Genomic DNA, 18,594 nt, shown 5'->3' with positions numbered 1-18,594 from the left:
TCTAACCCACCGCGGCCCGGGTTCCGGAGGCGCGGGCCGGGGTGCGCGTCAGACCCGGCCGGCCCCGTCGCCGCCGGCGGGAGCATCCTCGCGGCACTCGCAGCTGAGCACAATCGCCCCTCGCGGCAGAGTGGCCAGCACCACCCGTTCCACCTCATCGAGGGACAGCCTCGTGCGGCCGTGGATGACGAAGCTCCAGGAGCCCCCCATGAACTGGGCGTGGATGCCCCGGGTGGCGTCCGGCACGTAACCCGCCTTGGACAGTTTCTTCTGCATGACCTTGAGGGGCTTCTCCCACTCCGGCGGCTCGGCGTGGGCCTTTACCTCGGTGCGCACGGGTCGCGCGTGGAGCGTGAACAGGTCGTCGGCGTCAAGTTCGGCGTTGTCGAGAAGCTCGGGGCGTACGGCGCGGGTGCGCAGGAGCGACTGGTCCCGGCGCCACCTGTTGACGCGGGCGTGGTCGCCCGAGAAGAGGACCTCGGGCGCCTCCAGACCGCGCCAGGTGCGCGGCTTCGTGTAACTCGGACCCTCCAGGAGGCCGTCGGAGAAGCTGTCCTCCTCGTGGCTCTCCGTGTTTCCCAGTACGCCGGGGATGAGGCGGGTGACGGCCTCCGCGATGACCAGCGCGGCAACCTCCCCGCCGACGAGGACGTAGTCGCCGATGGAGACCTCGCGCACGCGGTAGCGGTGTGCCGCGTCCTCGAACACGCGCTGGTCGATGCCCTCGTAGCGCCCGCAGGCGACCACGATATGGCGCTCGCGCGACCAGGCGCGGGCGTTGGCTTGGGTGAACGGGGCACCGGCCGGAGTGGGAACGAGAAGGAGGGGCTTCGATCCGTCCCCGCCGGGTCCCGCGTAGGGGCGGGGCTCCACGGCCCCGACATCGTCGTGGCGCGGCCTGTCGTTGCGGTGGGGTGCGGCGGACGCGAGGTCGTGTCCGGTGCGGCCGGCGGCGACGTCGTCAAGCGCGGGCCCCCACACCCCCGGCTTCATCACCATGCCCGGCCCTCCCCCCAGCGGGGGCGCGTCGACGGATTTGTGATTGCCGGTGGCCCAGTCCCGCAGGTTGTGCACCCCGACGGCGAGGATGCCCTGCTCAATCGCCTTGCCCAAAAGCGCGTGGCGCAGGGGGTCGAGGTACTCGGGAAAGATGGTGAGAACGTCCAGGCGCAGCTGCGGCTCAGACATCCAGGAGCCCCTCGGGCGGGGTGATGGTCAGGGTGCCGCCGGGGAGATCCACCTCGGGTACGAACTCCATGACGAAGGGCACGAGTACCTCGCGGCCCTCGTAGGCGATCTCGAGGATCTTCCGGTTCGGCGTGTCCATGATCCCGGTGACCTCACCCACCTCGGAACCGTCGAGGATGACGCGCAGGCCGATGAGCTCGTGGTCGTAGTACTCTCCGGAATCCTCGTCGCGCTCCAGGGGCTCGGCGAAGAACTTCATCCCCCGCAGGCTGTCAGCCTGGGTGCGGTCCGGGATCTCCTCGAAGGTGACCAGCAGCCTCTTCTGGTGCGGGCGCACCGAAGTGATCGTGAGCTCCCGCTCACGGCCCGCCTGTCTGCCGTGCAGGACCTCCCCGACCGCGAATCGCAGCCCGGGCTCGTCGGTGAGCACCTCCACCGCAACCTCACCCTTGATGCCGTGGGACTTCACGACCCTGCCGATCAATAGTTCCATGGGCGTACACCCTAGCAGGGGCGGTGTACCACGGTTCCGGAGCACAAAAAACGGCCCGGGCGGCGCCGCTGTGATGTGCGACGTCGCCCGAGCCGGTGCAGGAGGTGGCGGAGCCTAGTTCTCCTCGGTTGCCTCGGCGGTCTCTGCGGACTCGTCCACGGCGGGGGCCTCAGCGGCGGCGGCCTCTGCGGCAGCGGCGGCCTCAGCCTCGGCGGCAGCCTTCGCCTCGGCCTCTTCCTTCGCCTTCCGGCGCTTCTCGGTGATGGCCTCGGCGGTCGGGCCGTTGTTGGCCTCCTCGAGAGCCTTGTTGAACAGCTCGAGCTTGGACGGCTTCTCCTCGGCGACCTTCAGGGTGCCCTCGGCGCCCTCGAGCCCCTTGTGCTTCTGCCAGTCGCCCGTGATCTTCAGCAGGGCGAGGACGGGCTCGGTCGGCTGGGCGCCAACGCCGAGCCAGTACTGCGCCCGCTCGGAGTCGATGCGGATGAGGGAGGGCTCTTCCTTCGGGTGGTAGATGCCGATGTTCTCGATCACCTTGCCGTCGCGGCGGGTGCGGGCATCGGCGACGACGACGCGGTACTGCGCGTTGCGGATCTTGCCGAGGCGCTGGAGCTTGATCTTGACAGCCATGAAAATTCCTTTTCAGTCACCGGGCAGTGCAGACACCCGCCGCGGTTCGGCGGGCCGGTTCAACCCTTGTTCTTTAACCTGCGCGTGACGGGCCGGCCGACCTCACCGTCCCTCGTAGAGGGTCCGGTTCAGACGGGCACGGCGCTGACGCAGAATGCTCGTGTGGTCTACGCCCGGGGGGGGCGCACAACCTCGACCACTTTACCCGGCGGCAGGGTCCGTTCAAAACCGGGCCCAGCTTTACGACGCCCCGCCGTCCCCCTCCGCACACGAACGCGCTCCTCTCACCCGGCGCGGCGGAAGAAGCGGGTTCGCGCAACGGGCCCCGCCAGTTGCCTACTTGCGCTTCTTCCCCATGTTCTTCATCGCCTGGCTGAAGTCCAGGTTGTTCAGGTCGATGCCCTCCATCCCGGGAGGCATCTGCTCCTGCAGTTTCTGTAGCTCACCCATGTCGGGCATTCCTCCCATCCCGGGCATCCCGGGCATCCCCCCGGGCATCTGCGGCGCCCCACCGGTGCGACGCTTCGCCGGCTTGCGCTTTCCGCTCTTGGTCTTGCGCCCCTTGGGTTTCTTCTTCGTCGCGGAGCGCCCGCCCATGCCCGGCATTCCCGGAAGGCCGAACTGGCTGGCCATCTGGCCCATCATCTTCTTCGCCTCGAAGAAGCGCTCGACCAGCTGGTTGACCTCGGAGACGGAGACACCCGAGCCCTTGGCGATGCGCTTGCGCCGGGAGGCGTTGAGGATGGTCGGGTCCTCGCGCTCCGCCGGGGTCATGCCGCGGATGATGGCCTGGATGCGGTCGAGCTGCTTTTCGTTGACCATGTCAGCCATCTCATTCATGGCCTTGCCGCCCGGCATCATCTTCAGCAGGTTGCCGATCGGCCCCATGCGGCGGACCATGAGCAGCTGGTTGAGGAAGTCCTCGAGGGTCAGCTCGCCGGAGCCGAGCCGGGACGCTGCCTCCTCGGCCTCGCGCTCGTCGAAAAGTGTCTCCGCCTGCTCGATCAGCGAGAGCAGGTCGCCCATGCCGAGGATGCGGCTGGACATGCGGTCGGGGTGGAAGACGTCGAAGTCGTCGAGCTTCTCACCCGTGGAGGCAAAGAGGATCGGCTTGCCGGTGACCTCGCGGATGGACAAGGCGGCACCACCGCGAGCGTCGCCGTCGAGCTTGGTCAGCACGACGCCAGTGAAGTCCACGCCATCGGCGAAGGCCTGGGCGGTGGACACCGCGTCCTGGCCGATCATCGCGTCGATGACGAAGAGGACCTCGTCCGGGTGGACCGCGTCGCGGATGTTGCGCGCCTGGGTCATCAGCGTCTCGTCAATGCCGAGGCGACCCGCGGTGTCGATGATGACCACGTCGTTCTTGTTCTGCCGGGCGTATTCGACACCCTCCTGCGCCACAGCGACAGGGTCGCCGTGCGAAGTGCCCATCTCGTGGGCGTAGGAGTCCATGGAGGTGCCGGGGTCGGGCGCGAAGGTGGGAACGCCCGCGCGCTCACCGACGATCTGCAGCTGCTGCACGGCGCCGGGGCGCTGCAGGTCGCAGGCCACGAGCATTGGGGTATGGCCCTGCTTGGCGAGGTGGTTGGCGAGCTTTCCAGCCAGGGTCGTCTTACCTGCGCCCTGCAGACCGGCGAGCATGATCACCGTCGGCGGTGTCTTGGCCATGTTGAGGCGGCGGGTTTCACCACCGAGGATGTTGGTCAGTTCCTCGTCGACGATCTTGACGACCTGCTGGGCGGGGTTGAGCGCCTCGGAGACGTCCGCGCCGAGCGCGCGCTCCTTCACCCGCTTGATGAAGGCGCGCACCACCGGGAGGGAGACGTCCGCCTCGAGGAGAGCGATGCGGATCTCGCGCGCCGTGGCGTTGATGTCCGCCTCGGTGAGCTTGCCCTTGCCGCGCAGGCCCCCCAAGGCTGTTTGTAGGCGGTCGGACAGAGACTCGAACACGGTGGGCACTCCCTTGTTGCAGTATCGGGTCAGCGCCGGCGGGAGAGCCGCCGGCGCGGATTCAACGTGCTACAGCCTAGCGTGTGGGGCTCCGGCCCAGCACATTCACCCGTTCCCCTCTCGGCGGAGCGGGGAGGGGGTCAGATCGCGTCGTCGTCCGTCTCCCCCGTGCGCACACGCACGACGCGGCTGACGTCGCTGACCCAGACCTTGCCGTCCCCGACCTCACCGGTGTAGGCGGCGCGGACGATGGCATCCACGGCGCGCTGCTCCTGGTCGTCGGAGACGAGGACCTCGATCTTGGCCCGGGCCACGAACTCGGAGGAGTACTGCGCGCCCCGGTAGTACTCAACGCTCGCGGGCTGGCGCCCGGAACCCTGGGCTTCGGTGACCGTGATGCCGCGGACCCCCTCAGCCTCGAGGGCGTCGAGCACGTCGCTGAGGGTGAAAGGCTTGACCACTGCGGTGATGAGTTTCACGTCGATTCCTTTCTAGGCTTCCGGCTCGGCCGGGGCGGGGTGCGCCGCACTGGGGGCGAGGCGCGGGTCGGGGCCGGATTCCCCGGCCAGTGTATCGCCGGCCGGGTGCGGTGCCGGGCGAGAGCCACGCTCCGGGGCACCCGCGTGCGCGAGGTTCTCCGGGTGGAGGGATTCGTCGTGCGGCTCGCGGGCGTCGTTGAGCCCGAGCTCGGCGGCGGAGCGGTTGCCGGCGGGCATGCCGCCAGGGCGCATTCCGGGACCGCCGACGTCGTAGCCGGTCTCCCGGTGGATGGAGTAGTCGATGCCGTCGAACTCCTGCTCCCTGCTGATGCGCCACCCGATGGTGTATTTGATGGCGAGGGCGATGAGCAGGGTGATGATGCCGGCGAAGACGATCGCGGTGAGTGCGATGGCCGTCTGGACGACGATCAGCCGCCAGCCGTCCACCCCGCCGCCGGTCAGGATGCCCTTGCCGGTGGCGAAGAAGGCCAGCCCGATCGTGCCCCAGATACCGGCGACGAGGTGCACGCCGACCACGTCGAGGGAGTCGTCGTAACCGAAGCGGTACTTCAGCCCGACACCGTAGCAGGCCAGGACACCGCCGATGAAGCCCAGCGGAATAGAGGACAGCGGCGAGATGTCACCGGCCGCGGGGGTGATGGCGACCAGGCCGGCGACGACGCCGGAGGACGCTCCGAGGGACGTGGCGTAGCCGTCGCGAAGCTTTTCGATGAGCAGCCAGCCGAGCATCGCGGCGGCCGCGGCGACGGTGGTGTTGAGCCACGCGAGCCCCGCCAGCCCGTCGGCGGCGAAGGCGGAGCCACCGTTGAATCCGAACCAGCCGAACCACAGCAGGGCCGCACCCAGCATGACCATCGGCAGATTGTGCGGCCTCGAGTTGGAGCGCGGGAAGCCGGTTCGCTTCCCCACCACGAGGGCCAGGACAAGTGCCGCGGTGCCCGCCGAGATGTGGACGACTGTGCCGCCCGCGAAGTCGATGGGTGCGATGCGCGCCTCACCGTCCTGGGTGCCGAACATCCACGCGGAGATGGAGCGGGTTGTGTGGCCCAGGATGCCGCCGCCCCACACCATGTGGGCGAGGGGGAAGTAGACGAAGGTGGACCACAGAGTGGCGAAGAGCACCCAGGAACCGATCTTCACGCGGCTGGCGATCGCACCCGAGATGATTGCGGCTGAGATTGCCGCGAACGTGAGTTGGAAGCCGATGTCGATCACGTTTGCGTAGCCGTTGGCCCCCTCCACGTAATTGCCGTCGGCGTCCGTGACCGCACCGCGCAGGCCGAACATTTCGAAGGGGTTGGCCACGATTCCACCGAGCGACTGCGTGCCGTAGGACATTGACCAGCCCCACAGCACGTAGACGACCGCGATGGCACCGAGGGCCGTGAAGGACATCATCATCATGTTGAGCACGCTCCGGCGCGAGGAGATTCCCCCGTAGAACAGCGCCAGGGCGGGTGTCATCAACAAAACCAGCGCGGCCGAGACGAGCATCCAGCTCGCGTTTCCCGACGCCGCCGTTATTTGGTCAGGTGTCACCGTCCCACCTCTTCTCCGATAACTAACTATCAATCGATTGAATTCTGACATTCAAACTGTAGAACGACAGGTATAAGCCCGGGAACAGGACGGCGGAAAGTGAGAGGCACATCACAAAACCCGCCCCCCGTGCGGGAGGCGGGTTTACATACGGGGGTTAGCGGTGTTACCCGAGCAGGGCGTCGACGAAGCTCTCCACCTCGAAGGGGGCGAGGTCATCGGCACCCTCCCCCAGGCCGACGAGCTTGACGGGCACGCCCAGCTCCTCCTGCACCTGGAAGACGATGCCCCCCTTCGCGGTGCCGTCGAGCTTGGTCAGCACGACACCGGTGATGTCGACGACATCGCGGAACACCCGCGCCTGGGTGATTCCGTTCTGACCCACCGTCGCGTCGAGCACGAGGAGGACCTCGTCCACGCGGGTCTTCTTTTCCACGACGCGCTTGACCTTGCCCAGCTGGTCCATCAGACCGGTCGCGGTGTGAAGCCTTCCCGCCGTGTCCACCAGGACCACGTCCGCGCCCTGGTCCACCCCGGTGGCGACGGCGTCGAACGCGACGGCCGCGGGGTCGGCACCCTCCTTCCCGCGCACGGTGGTTGCCCCCACGCGGCGGCCCCACGTTTCCAGCTGGTCCGCGGCGGCCGCGCGGAAGGTGTCGGCGGCGCCCAGCACCACGGAGTGCCCCATGGACACGAGCACACGGGCGAGCTTGCCGGTGGTTGTCGTCTTGCCCGTGCCGTTCACACCGACAACGAGAATCACGGCGGGCTTGCCTTCGTTGGGCATGGCCTTCAGGGAGCGGTCCATCCCGGGCCGGCCGGCCTCGACGAGGGTCTCGCGGAGCATCGCCCGCGCCTCGGCCTCGCTGGAAACACCGCGCTCGGCGATCTTCTCGCGCAGGCTATCGGTGATGCGCAGGGTGAGCGAGGCACCCAGGTCCGCCATGATGAGGGTGTCCTCGATCTCCTCCCACGCGTCCTCGTCGAGGTCACCCGCAGTGAGGATCCCGAGCAGGCCCTGGCCGATCGCGTTCTGGGAGCGCGAGAGGCGCCCGCGCAGCTTCCCGATGCGCCCCGCCGCGGGTTCGATATCATCTATGGGCTCGGCAGCCGCGGGCTCGGTGACAATCGCATCCTCGGACACGATAGCGTCCCCGCTGCGGGCCTCCTCAACCGCCTCGGCGGTCACAGCGGCGGCCTCCGCCGCTTCCTCGGCCTCCTCCTCGACCGCTTCGTGCTGCTCGATGAGTTCACCCAGATCGTCCCCGCCCTGCTTGTCGACGTCCCCGCTCACGCGCTCCGGGTTATCGGCGGCGGGTTCCCCGTCACCGATGACGTACGCGGGCTCGTCCACATGCCCGGTTCCCGCTGGCGTGCCAGCCGGGGACGAGCCGGAGTGATCGACCGGCTTCTCGAACTCAGGGTCATCCGGGGCGACGGCCCCCCTGGTCCCCCCGGCGGTCTCGTCAGCGGGCTCGGCGGGCGGCTCCGCCACCGGCTCGGCGGGAACCCGCGGTACCCGGCCCGGCCCGGTTTCCGCTTCGTAGCCGTGCGACGGCACCGCGGTACTCCCGCCGCCGGGAGTCTCCCCGGGGGTCTCCGCGGAGGCCCGGCGGGAAGATTCGCGCGGTACGAGGTCCGGCTGAGCCTCAACGGGGGCGAAGTTGAACCCGCCCTTGGCCTGGTAGTTGCCGGACCTGTCCTGCTGGGTCAGCTCCTTCGGCTCCTCGGGTGCGTCGAAGGAGACGGTCTTCGACTGTTTCCGGCGGTTGCCCGCGACGATGATGCCCACCAGAACGAGCACCACCACCACGGCCGCGATGATGATCCACAAAAGGGTCGTGTTAGTCATGGTGTCCATAGTGCCAGCAACCCCGGACACGGCGCGATCACGGACGATCACGGCACCCTCACCGCGCCGTAAACGCGGCGGCCGGTGTCAACCCCCGGCGGCGGCAGGGGAGGCGGGATTCATCCGCTGCGAGATCACGCGGGTGACCCCGTCACCGCGCATTGTCACGCCGTAGAGCACGTTTGCCACGTCCATGGTCGGCTTCTGGTGCGTAATCACCAGGAGCTGGGAGTCCTGCCGCAGCTCCTCGAGCAGGGAGATCAGGCGGCGCAGGTTGACGTCGTCAAGCGCCGCCTCGACCTCGTCGAGCACGTAGAAGGGGCTGGGCCGGGCCCGGAAGATGGCCACGAGGAAGGCGAGCGCGGTGAGCGACTTCTCCCCGCCCGAGAGCAGCGAAAGGCGCTTGACCTTCTTTCCGGGCGGGCGGGCCTCGATCTCGATGCCCGTCGCCAACAGGTCGCCGGGGTCGGTGAGGATGAGGCGCGCCTCGCCGCCCGGAAAGAGCGTCTGGAAGACGTTGGGGAACTCCGCCTCGACATCGCGCCAGGCATCGGTGAACAGCTGGAGAATCTGGGCGTCGACCTCGGTGATCACCCCGGCGAGGTCCCGGCGCGCCTGGATGACGTCGTCAAGCTGCGTGGACAGGAAGCTGTAGCGCTCCTCGAGGGCTTTGAACTCCTCGAGGGCGAGCGGATTGACCTTGCCCAGGGCGCGCAGGTCCTTCTCCGCCCGGGCGAGGCGGTGCTCCTCTGTGGCGCGGTCGAAGTCGGCGCCCGGGGTGTAGCCGGCGAGGAGGTCGGGGATGGAGATTCCGAGGGACTCCGTGACCTTGGCCTCGGCCTCGTCAATGCGCACCTGGGCCTGGGAACGCGCGATGTCCGAGGAGTGGGCGCTGTCGGTGAGACGCTCGAGCTGCTGGCGGGTCGCGCTGACCTTCGCGCGGGCCTGCTGCTGCAGGGCGCGCAGTTCGGCGACGCGGGCGGTGAGCTCGTCGCGCTCGGCGGTGGCCCGCTCGAGGGCGTCGGTGGCGCGGGCGACGATGTCGCNNCCCGGCGACGACGCGGGCGAGCTCCGCCTCGGCGCGCCTCCTGGCCACCGCCGCCTCGTGGCGTGCCTTTGCCTGCCGTTCGTGTTCCGCCTGGCGGCGCAGCGCGTCCCCGCGCCCCGAAACCGCCTCCGCCTGCTGCTGCGCCGAGCGGGAGGCCATGGTGGCCTCCATCTCCATCGCCTTCGCCTGGTTCAACGCGGCGCTGGCCCGGTCGCGCGCGGCTGTGGAGGGCTCCTCCGGGTTGTCGTCACCCTCGACCCGGGCGAGGCGCTCCCGGGTCTCCGCGAGGTCACCCCGCCGTTGGGCGAGGCGGGCTTCGGCCTCCGTCGCGCGCTGGCTGGCGCGTTCGTGCTCGGCCTTGTTGGCCTCGAACTGCTTGGTCAGCCGCTGGTGGTCGCGCCGCCACGCCTCCAGGTTGGTGTCGTGCTCGCGCAGCGCGGCCTTCGCCCCGGCCGCGGCGACACGCGCGTCCTCCGCGGCCAGCTTGGCGNNCCCCCCCCGGCCGCGGCCCCCCGCGCCCCCCCCGCGCCCGGCTTGGCCCCCGGGGGGGGGCCGGAGACCCCGTCAGGTGGGGCGCGGGCCGTCTCCAGCTCGGCCTCCGCCCGGCTGATGTCCCCGCTGAGCTCCACCGCGGTGGCGCGCCCTGAGCCGGCCGCGACCCATCCCTCGCCCACGAGGACGCCCTCCCGGGTCACCGCGCGCAGGCGGGGGTCGGCGGCGACGAGCGCGCGCGCCTCGTCCGGGGTGGCGGCGAGCGCGACGTCGACGAGCAGGCGCGTCAGCGGGCCGCGGACATCGTTGGCGATGTCGATGTGGTCGAGAAGCCAGTCAACGGGCCGGTCGGTGTCGAGGCGCCACGCTCCCCCGCCGACCGGTTCGACGACGACGGTGCGCTCGGCCGCGGCAAGCTTGTCGACGACCTCTCCCCCGTCGCCCCCCTCGGCGACGAGCGCCTCGGCGTGGGGACCCAGCGCCGCTGCCAGGGCGGCCGCCGTCACGTCGCGCGCCGTTAGCTTCCCTGCCAGGGGCCCAAAGCCCTCACCGAGCACATCGGCCGCCGCCACGGTGGGTGTCTGCTCACGCAGGGTGGCGATGCGCGACTCGAGCGTGAACACCGCACGCTCCCGTTCACGCTGCGCCGCCCGGAGCTGCTCCAGGCGCTTCTCGGCGGCGTCCGATTCGGTGTAGGCGCGAACGTGCGCCTCGTCGAGGGGCGCGCGCTCCGCTTCGATGCCCGCCAGGCGCTCGGCGACCTGAGCGGCCTCCTGCTGCGCGGCCCGGGTGCGCTCGCGGGTCTCCTCGAGCACCTCGGTCAGCCGCGCGATCTCGCTCTCCGCCGCATCGACCGCACCCTTCTGCGATTCCTCCTGCGCGAGCAGGCGCACCACGCCTTCGCGCTTGTCAGCGATAGCGCGCACCTGCGCGAGGTGCTCGCGCTCGGCGTCGTCGAAGGCCTCCTGAAGCTCAGCCACCTCCTCGCGGACGGTCTCGAGGCGCTCCGCGGCCTCCTCCGCCAGTTCCACCGCCTCCGCGTACTGTTCGTCCGCTACGCCGGCGCGTGCAAGGAGCTCATCGGGATCCTGGCCGTGGTAGGCGACATCCGCGCCGGCATTGCTCGCGCGCTCCGTCGCGATGCGCACGGTGGCCCCGGCGCGTTCGGCGAGGGTGGACAGGGCGAACCACACCTGCTGGGCCTCCTCGGCGCGCGGCTGGGTCTCCTGCTGATCCTGTTCGATGCGCTCCTGCTGCGCGGTGGCCTCCTCCAGCGCGGCGGTGACCGTGTCCACCTGCTCCGCGAGGAGTTCGGCGGCCCGGGTGGCGTCGTGAAGCTTCGCGCGGAGGGTGACCACCTGGTCCCCCGCGAGCCTGAGCCGGGCGTCGCGCAGGGTGGACTGCACCGTCGCCGCCCGCTTGGCGGCCTCCGCCTGGCGCGCCAGCGGCTTGAGCTGCTTGCCCAGCTCCTCGGTGAGGTCCTGGAGGCGGTCGAGGTTTCCCTGCATGCCCGCCAGTTTGCGCTGCGCCTTCTCCTTGCGGCGGCGGTGTTTGAGCACGCCGGCCGCCTCCTCGATGAAGGCGCGGCGCTCCTCCGGGCGCGACTCGAGGATCTCGGAGAGCTTCCCCTGGCCGACGATGATGTGCATCTCCCGGCCGATGCCGGAATCCGATAGCAGCTCCTGGATGTCCATGAGCCGGGCCTTCGAGCCGTTGATCTCGTACTCCGAGGCACCGTCACGGTACATGCGCCGGGTGATGGCCACCTCGGTGTACTCGATCGGTAGGTGCTTGTCAGAGTTGTCGAAGGTCAGGGTCACCTCGGCGCGGCCCAGGGGCTTGCGCTCCCCGGCTCCGGCAAAGATGACGTCCTCCATCTTGCTGCCGCGGAGGTTCTTCACGCCCTGCTCGCCCATGACCCACGCGAGGGCGTCCACCACGTTCGATTTGCCGGAGCCGTTGGGCCCCACCACGGCGCAGATGCCGGGCTCGAACTTCATGGTGGTCGCCGAGGCGAAGGACTTGAAGCCCTTGAGCGTCAGCGATTTGAGGTGCATTGCGGTGATTTTAGCGGGTGGGCCCCGCCCGCGTCCCGGGAGCTACCGCTCCTCGAAACCGCGCTCCCCCTTCGGCTCGGAGAACTGTTCGACCACCACGTCCACGGAACCCGGCCGGCCCGCGGTCGAGGGGTTCTCCCGCAGGAGGGCCAGAAGCTTGTCGACGTCATCCTGACCGCCCTCGGCGACGACCTGCACGCGCCCGTCGGAGAGGTTTGTCGCGTGGCCCGTCAGTCCCAGCTCAAGCGCGCGCGAGCGCACCCACCACCGGAAGCCGACACCCTGAACGTGGCCGTGGACGAAAGCAGTCATGCGCGTGGAAGTCATGGGCGCGAGTGTAGTGGCCCCAGGAGCGGCCCGGGATAGGATGCGGACATGCAAATTGAATTCTGGGTGTGCGCCCTGGTCACCGCGGTCAGTGCAGGCGTCAGCTTCTCCTACGCCCTCAGCGGCTGGCGTGAGGCGGGCCCGGCTGGACGGACGGCGTCCATGTACGCCTTCTCGCGCAGCCTCGCCCTTCTCGTTGTCGCTCTAGCAGCTCTGCCCGCCCGATCGACACCGTTCCTCGCCGCGATCGCGCTGGCGATGATCGTGGTGCAGGCCGCCGACGCTGTTGGCGGATCGGTGGAGAAGGATCGGTTGAAAACCTTGGGCCCGGCCGCGACCGCCGCCGCCAACGCCGCCGCCCTCGCGTGGGTCTTCTCGGCAGGCGCGTAACTCAACGGCGCGCCGCACCCCCTCGATGACGAAACGGCCCGCGGTGCACACGGCAGGCCGCCGTCCGTTGGGACGCCCCTATCGCTTACGGGCCTCGCGGCCGGTGCGGGCGTCCTCGGCGTCGCGAAGCGTCTGCTTGTCCTCGATGCTGCGGCGCGTGACGGGGTCGGAGCCGTCCCACAGCTCGACGTTCGGCAGCTCGGGGAGCATGTCGCGGTGGAAGACTGGGTCGATGCCCTGGATGCGCTGCTTGTTGTAGTTCTTCAGCAGCTTGATGGCCACCCCGCCCAGCGGGATGATGGCGATGATGTTGATGGTCGCCATGATGCCGGCCATGGTGTCGCCGAGGGACCAGACGAGCGGGACGGAGCCAAAGGCGCCGAAGAACACGAACGCGATGACGCCCACGCGGAAGATCGTCATCACCGTCTTGGATTCGGAGAAGTACTGGACGTTGGCCTGCGCGAGGTAGTAGTTGCCGATCACGGAGGAGAACGCCAGGAAGAAGAGGATGAACGTGATGAAGTGGGTGCCCCATGCTCCCACCGAGTCAGCGAGTGCCGACTGGGTTAGGGACGCGCCCTGGATATCGTCCTTGCCGTAGTTGACCGCCGGCCCGAGGAGAACGATGAAGGCGGTGATGGAACACACCACAAGGGTGTCGAAGTAAACACCGAGGGTCTGAACCAGACCCTGCTTGACTGGGTGGGACACGGTGGCGGTAGCGGCGGCGTTCGGGGCGGATCCCTGGCCGGCTTCGTTGGAGAACAGGCCACGGCGCATGCCCCACATGAAGGCCATGCCAAGGGTAGCCCCTGTCACCTGGCGGATTCCCAGGGCGTGGGTGATGATGGCGGAAATCATCCCAGGGACCTCACGGATGTTTACCACGACCACGATGACACCCAGGAGGATGTACGCGATTGCCATGAACGGGACGACGACCTGGGTGACATTGGCGATGCGGGTGACACCGCCGAAAATGATCATCGCGGTCAAACTGGCGATTAGCACAGCGACGATGGCTTTGAGAGTGGTGGAATCGTTATTGAATGAGCCACTGACCGCCTCAACAATGGAGTTGGTCTGGATCGCGTTGTAGATGAAGCCGTACGTGATTGAAAGCGCAACAGCGAAGATCACGGCGAAAGGCTTCCAACCCAGTCCGCGCGTCATGTAGTACGCGGGGCCACCACGGTAGGTTCCCTCCGGATCACGCGTCTTCCACAGCTGCGCGAGAGTCGACTCGACGAACGCGGTCGCACCGCCAATGATCGCCATGGTCCACATCCAGAACACGGCGCCCGGCCCACCGACCGAAATGGCAAGCGCGACACCCGCGATGTTGCCGGTGCCCACGCGCGATGCGGCCGAGATGGTGAACGCCTTGAAGGCGGAGATGCCGCCGTACTCTTCGTCGAGGTCGCGCCCCTCGCGGTCCTTGCCCTTGGGGGTCTCGGCGACGGCCTTGAGCATCTCGGGGAACAGGCGCACCTGGACGAAGAACGTGCGCAGCCCGAAGTACAGTCCGGCGGCGATGAGCAGCCACGGGACGATGTTCCAGATGGTCCCGTTGACGGTACCGTCAATGAACTCGGTTGCTTTTTCCATGTGGGGAATCTTAAACGTAAATGGGAGATTCACCACACCGGGCGCTACAGAACCTGGCAAGCCGGGCAGTAATGGCTCGAGCGTCCGTTGACCACCACCCGCCGCATGACGGTCCCGCACGCGCGGCATTCGCTCCCCGCCCGCCCGTAGGCATTCAACGAGCGGGAGAAGTAACCCGAGGCCCCGTTGACGTTGACGTAAAGGGAGTCAAAACTCGTTCCCCCCTGCTCCAGCGCCCGAGCCATGACCTCGCGTGACTCCTCGAGCAGGCGCACGGCGTCGCGCTGGCGCAGAGCCCGGGCGCGGCGGGTGGGTTTGACCCCCGCCGCCCACATCGCCTCGTCCGCGTAGATCGAGCCGATACCGCTGACCAGGGTCTGATCGAGCAGGACGGTCTTCACCGCTGAATTCCGGCGCCTCATGGCGCGGGCTGCGCGCACGGGATCGAAACCCGCTTCGAAGGGGTCGGGCGCGACGTGGGCGACCGTCGCGGGGATTGCTCTGCCTGCGGGGTCCCAGGGGTCGTCGATAAGCTGCGCGTACTGCCATGACCCGAAGGTCCGCTGATCGACGAAGGCGAGCTCCGTCTCCCCCAGCCGTGCCCGGATGCGCAGGTGGGGGCTGGACACCGCGCCCGGCTGCCCGACGAGCATCTGCCCGCTCATGCGCAGGTGGACGACGAGCGCGGAGGAGTCGGAGAGCGTGAGCCAGAGGAATTTGCCCCGCCTGTCGGTGCCGGTGACGGTGAGGCCGGGGAGAACGTCAACCAAGTCGACGGCGTTGTTGCGCACCGCGCGGGGGTGCAGGACCTCGACCCCGTCGAACGTCCGGCCGACGAGGTGGGTGTCCAGGCCACGGCGGACAACCTCGACCTCGGGGAGCTCGGGCACCGCTACTTCCCGGCGGGCAGCGCGACGGTCTCTGGATGGTCGTGGAGGAAGAAGACGGCCTCGCGGGCGGCGTTCTGCTCGGCTGTCTTCTTGTTCTGGCCCCGTCCGGTCCCGCGCGCCCGCGTTCCGATGATGACCTCGGCGGTGAACACCTGCTCGTGCTCCGGGCCCTCCACAGTCGCCCGGTACTCGGGCTGCGGCCCGCCCAGCTCGGCCACGCGCTCCTGCAGAACGGTCTTCCAGTCCTGGGTGCGCTGCGCCTCGTCCATCTTCGTGCCGAAGAGCCGGAGGATGACCCCCCGGGCCGTCTCGAAACCGTGCTGGCGGTAGATCGCGCCGAGGACGGCCTCCGTTGTGTCGGCGAGGATCGAGTCCTTGTCGCGGCCGCCCGTGACCTCCTCGCCCCTGCCGAGGAGGATGTGCTCCCCGAGTCCGATGCCGCGCGCGACGTCGGCCAGCGCGTAACGCGAGACCACCCGGGCCCGCATGGGCGAGAGGTCGGACTCGGGCCGCGAGGGGTAGCGCTGGAAAAGCTCGTTCGCGACGGAGAGGCCGAGAACGGCATCGCCGACGAACTCGAGACGCTCATTGTTGGGAAGCTGGTCGTGCTCGTTTGCGAAGGAGCGGTGGGTCAGCGCGAGACGCAGGAGGTCCGCCTCGAGATCGACGCCGAGCGTTTCCAGCAGCGGGCCGTGGTCGACGGCGGCAAAGGCGGCCTCCCAGGCCTCCTCACCGGATATGCGCTGCTTCCTTGACCGCCGGGACCCCCGGCTCACAGGAACTTCTCCAGCCCCGCCCATCGGGGGTCGACGAGATCATTGTCCTCCCCCGCCAATCCATCGGGCTCGGGAACCGCTGTGTCCTCCGGGCACTCCGGCTCGCAGGTGGGGTTGAAGGGCAGCGTCAGACCCATCTCGTCCACGAAGGCCTGTTCGAGGTTGACGGTGGAACCGACCATGACCGGCACCTCGTCGCCCGAACCGAGGTCCTCGTCGCTGGCGGGGTCACCGACGATGAAGTCCTCGTCACCGGCGAACACCTGGTTGACTGAGGCGCTGAACTCCGGCGTGAGACGGGCGAGGCAGCGGACGCACTCCCCCTCGAGCGTGCCGGTTGCCGTGGCATCGACCATGACCCCCGAGCCAAGCGGGGTAACGAATGCCTCGACGGTGACCTCCCCGCCCTCCGGCAGGGCGATCATCTCGGGTCCGATTCGCGACGGGGACGGGCCGGTCTGCGTCAGCGTGACCGGCATGCCGTCGCCGTTGAGCACCTCGGCGACGTCGAAGACAAAGGGGTTAGTAGCCATAACAGCCACTACCCTACAACGATTCTGCGGGCCTAGTAATCCGGGTCCGCGTCCGCCTGCGGCGCCTGCCCCGTGCGCGGGCGGCGGGTGTATTCGTGGCGCTCCGCGCGGTCCGAGCGGCCGTAGCGCTCGTAGCCGTCCCCCGAGACACCCGCGCCCCGGCGCAGAGCCGAGCGGTCCGAGGACACGGTGCGCAGGACGGCCGAGAGGCTTTCCTCGAACTCCGCGAGCTTGGAGTCCACGTAGTCGTCGCACTCGCTGCGCATGCGGGAGGAATCCGTGTGGGCGCTCTCGACCAGTCGGCGGGCCTCCTCGTCGGCGCGGCGCATCACCTCCGACTCGCTGATGAGGCGCTGCTGGTCAGCGAGGCCGTCGTCCACACTGCGCTGGTACTCCTGGTTGCCGCTTTCCACCAGGCGCTCGGCCTCGGTGCGGGCGGCGGCGACCTCGGCATCCGCCTCCTCATGGGCGCGCGCGATGGTGCGCTCCGCATCCTCCTCCGCGTTGGAGACGAGCAGGGTGGCGCGACTCTGGGCGTCGGAGAGCATGCTCTCCGTCTGATTGTGGACGTCGCGCATGATGCGGTCCGCCTCGTCCTCCGCGTCCGCGACCAGGGTGTTGGCACGCTCCTGCGCCCCCCGAAGGATCTCGTCCTGCTGGTCCAGCACATCCTGTGCATCGTCGATCTCGACGGGCAGCGCGTTGCGCAGGTCGTCGAGAAGCGCGAGCATGTCGTTGCGCGGGACCATGCAGTTTGCGGTCATGGGCACGCCGTAGGCCTGCTCCACCGTGCGGACGAGTTCATCGAGGGATTCAAAAACGCGGTACATAACTTCCAAGCGTACTGGTCTCAGGCGCGGGGCCGCGATGGCACGCGCGGGTTTAGATCACACCCTGAGCGAGCATCGCGTCAGCGACCTTCTTGAAGCCCGCGATGTTGGCGCCCACCACGTAGTCGCCCTCGCGGTCGTACTCCTTGGCGGTCTCGTCGGACATCTTGAAGATGTTCGACATGATCTGGTGCAGCCGCTGATCCGTGTAATCGAAGGTCCAGGAGTCTCGCGAGGCGTTCTGCTGCATCTCCAGTGCGGAGGTGGCCACGCCGCCGGCGTTGGCGGCCTTGCCCGGGCCGAAGCTGACCTTGTTCTCGCGGTAGACCTCGATGGCCTCCGGCGTGGACGGCATGTTGGCGCCCTCGGCGACGTATTTCACACCGTTGGAGACGAGCTTCTTGGCGTGCTCGCCGGAGAGCTCGTTCTGGGTGGCGCAGGGCAGCGCCACATCAGCGGAGAGGTCCCAGATGCTGCCGGAGTCGTGGAAGGTTGCGCCCTGGGTCTCATCGACGTATGCGGTGACGCGCTCGCGGCGGTTTTCCTTGACGTCCTTGAGCAGCTCGACATCCACGCCGTTCGGAGTCTCGACCCATCCGGAGGAGTCCGAGAAGCCGACGACGGTGGCGCCGAGCTCCTGGGCCTTCTCGATGGCGTAGATGGCGACGTTGCCGGAGCCGGAGACGATGACCTTGGCGCCGTCGAGGGACTCGCCGCGGGCCTTCATCATCTCGTCGGTGAAGTAGACGCAGCCGTATCCGGTGGCCTCGGTGCGCACGAGGGAACCACCCCATGTCAGCCCCTTGCCGGTGAGGACCCCGGACTCGTGCTGGTTGGCCAGGCGACGGTACTGACCGAAGAGGTAACCGATCTCGCGGCCGCCGACGCCGATGTCACCGGCCGGCACGTCACGGTACTCGCCGATGTGGCGCCACAGCTCAGACATGAAGGACTGGCAGAAGCGCATGACCTCGCCCTCGGACTTGCCCTTCGGGTCGAAGTCGGAACCGCCCTTGCCGCCGCCGATGGGCAGGCCGGTCAGGGAGTTCTTGAAGATCTGCTCGAAGCCGAGGAACTTGATGATGCCCAGGTTCACCGACGGGTGGAAGCGCAGGCCACCCTTGTAGGGGCCGAGCGCGGAGTTGAACTGCACACGGAAACCGCGGTTGACGCGGATGTTGTTGTTGTCATCCATCCACGGCACGCGGAAGATGATCTGGCGCTCCGGCTCGCAGAGCCGCTCGATAAGGCCGTAGTCCGCGTAGTGGGGGTCCTTCTCCAGGACGATTTTGAGGGAGTCGAGAACCTCGGCGACAGCCTGGTGGAACTCGGGCTCGCCAGCATTGCGCTTGAGGAGCTTGTCGTAGTAGCCGGCTACTTCCTGGTCAATGGAGGGCATGTAATGCACCTTTCTACAGCGGAATCATGAGGTGGGCGCGCCCGGTCGGGCCACCCCGTAAACCGAATACCTAACAAACGGCAGGTTTA

The 18,594-nt window shown here is 68.5% G+C and carries 15 protein-coding genes and 1 pseudogene; 1 reads left to right on the top strand and 15 read right to left on the bottom strand.

The genetic code is table 11. The features are described from left to right. Positions 1 to 48: 48 nt before the first annotated feature. The 9 genes and pseudogenes from trmD to B3611_RS00235 all read right to left on the bottom strand — a co-directional run bounded on the left by trmD (position 49) and on the right by B3611_RS00235 (position 12,076). On the bottom strand, positions 49 to 1,188 hold the full coding sequence (gene trmD, locus B3611_RS00275; RefSeq protein ID WP_414646272.1) for a tRNA (guanosine(37)-N1)-methyltransferase TrmD: 1,140 nt from the start codon (positions 1,186 to 1,188) through the stop codon (positions 49 to 51). Next, a complete protein-coding gene (gene rimM, locus B3611_RS00270; protein WP_291313081.1) occupies positions 1,181 to 1,681 on the bottom strand; it encodes a ribosome maturation factor RimM in 501 nt (166 codons plus the stop codon). Before rimM ends, trmD begins: the two co-directional genes overlap by 8 nt. 114 nt (positions 1,682 to 1,795) lie before the next feature. Then, positions 1,796 to 2,308 carry a 30S ribosomal protein S16 gene (gene rpsP / locus B3611_RS00265; RefSeq protein ID WP_291313080.1) on the bottom strand — a complete coding sequence of 171 codons (513 nt, stop codon included), beginning with the start codon at positions 2,306 to 2,308 and terminating at the stop codon, positions 1,796 to 1,798. A gap of 336 nt (positions 2,309 to 2,644) precedes the next feature. Beyond that, on the bottom strand, positions 2,645 to 4,261 hold the full coding sequence (ffh, locus tag B3611_RS00260; protein WP_291313079.1) for a signal recognition particle protein: 1,617 nt from the start codon (positions 4,259 to 4,261) through the stop codon (positions 2,645 to 2,647). A 140-nt stretch (positions 4,262 to 4,401) separates the two neighbouring features. Continuing rightward, positions 4,402 to 4,740 (bottom strand): P-II family nitrogen regulator, encoded by a 339-nt coding sequence (locus tag B3611_RS00255; protein ID WP_291313078.1) that lies wholly within the window; start codon positions 4,738 to 4,740, stop codon positions 4,402 to 4,404. 12 nt (positions 4,741 to 4,752) lie between these two features. After that, on the bottom strand, positions 4,753 to 6,255 hold the full coding sequence (locus B3611_RS00250; protein WP_414646274.1) for an ammonium transporter: 1,503 nt from the start codon (positions 6,253 to 6,255) through the stop codon (positions 4,753 to 4,755). 211 nt (positions 6,256 to 6,466) lie between these two features. Then, a complete protein-coding gene (gene ftsY, locus B3611_RS00245) occupies positions 6,467 to 8,161 on the bottom strand; it encodes a signal recognition particle-docking protein FtsY (RefSeq protein ID WP_291313076.1) in 1,695 nt (564 codons plus the stop codon). A gap of 78 nt (positions 8,162 to 8,239) precedes the next feature. Then, positions 8,240 to 11,749, bottom strand: a pseudogene (gene smc / locus B3611_RS00240) (chromosome segregation protein SMC). 42 nt (positions 11,750 to 11,791) lie between these two features. Continuing rightward, positions 11,792 to 12,076, bottom strand: a complete 285-nt coding sequence (locus B3611_RS00235) for an acylphosphatase (protein WP_291313075.1) — start codon at positions 12,074 to 12,076, stop codon at positions 11,792 to 11,794. A gap of 48 nt (positions 12,077 to 12,124) precedes the next feature. Here B3611_RS00235 and B3611_RS00230 point away from each other — a divergent pair, with 48 nt between their 5' ends. Next, entirely contained in the window at positions 12,125 to 12,466 is a 342-nt protein-coding gene (locus B3611_RS00230) for a hypothetical protein (protein WP_291313074.1), read from the top strand. Positions 12,467 to 12,544: 78 nt separating this feature from the next. Here the strand turns inward: B3611_RS00230 and B3611_RS00225 are convergent, their stop codons facing one another. From B3611_RS00225 to gdhA, 6 genes are read right to left on the bottom strand one after another with little or no spacing between them, the layout of a single operon-like run. Then, positions 12,545 to 14,077, bottom strand: coding sequence for an alanine/glycine:cation symporter family protein (locus B3611_RS00225; RefSeq protein ID WP_291313073.1), 1,533 nt, complete (start codon positions 14,075 to 14,077; stop codon positions 12,545 to 12,547). A gap of 44 nt (positions 14,078 to 14,121) precedes the next feature. Beyond that, positions 14,122 to 14,967, bottom strand: coding sequence for a bifunctional DNA-formamidopyrimidine glycosylase/DNA-(apurinic or apyrimidinic site) lyase (gene mutM / locus B3611_RS00220; RefSeq protein WP_291313072.1), 846 nt, complete (start codon positions 14,965 to 14,967; stop codon positions 14,122 to 14,124). A gap of 2 nt (positions 14,968 to 14,969) precedes the next feature. Next, positions 14,970 to 15,743, bottom strand: a complete 774-nt coding sequence (rnc, locus tag B3611_RS00215) for a ribonuclease III (RefSeq protein WP_291313071.1) — start codon at positions 15,741 to 15,743, stop codon at positions 14,970 to 14,972. Next, on the bottom strand, positions 15,740 to 16,276 hold the full coding sequence (locus B3611_RS00210; RefSeq protein WP_291313070.1) for a YceD family protein: 537 nt from the start codon (positions 16,274 to 16,276) through the stop codon (positions 15,740 to 15,742). Before B3611_RS00210 ends, rnc begins: the two co-directional genes overlap by 4 nt. Before the next feature lie 32 nt (positions 16,277 to 16,308). Then, the gene (locus tag B3611_RS00205; RefSeq protein WP_291313069.1) at positions 16,309 to 17,106 is read right to left on the bottom strand and encodes a DivIVA domain-containing protein; all 798 of its coding nucleotides are present in this window, start codon (positions 17,104 to 17,106) and stop codon (positions 16,309 to 16,311) included. 52 nt (positions 17,107 to 17,158) lie between these two features. After that, on the bottom strand, positions 17,159 to 18,505 hold the full coding sequence (gdhA, locus tag B3611_RS00200) for an NADP-specific glutamate dehydrogenase (protein ID WP_291313068.1): 1,347 nt from the start codon (positions 18,503 to 18,505) through the stop codon (positions 17,159 to 17,161). Positions 18,506 to 18,594: the final 89 nt, after the last annotated feature.

This window comes from Corynebacterium sp. UBA2622, from assembly GCF_002339505.1.
GTDB lineage: Bacteria > Actinomycetota > Actinomycetes > Mycobacteriales > Mycobacteriaceae > Corynebacterium.
This window is presented reverse-complemented; position numbering and strand designations above follow the sequence as displayed.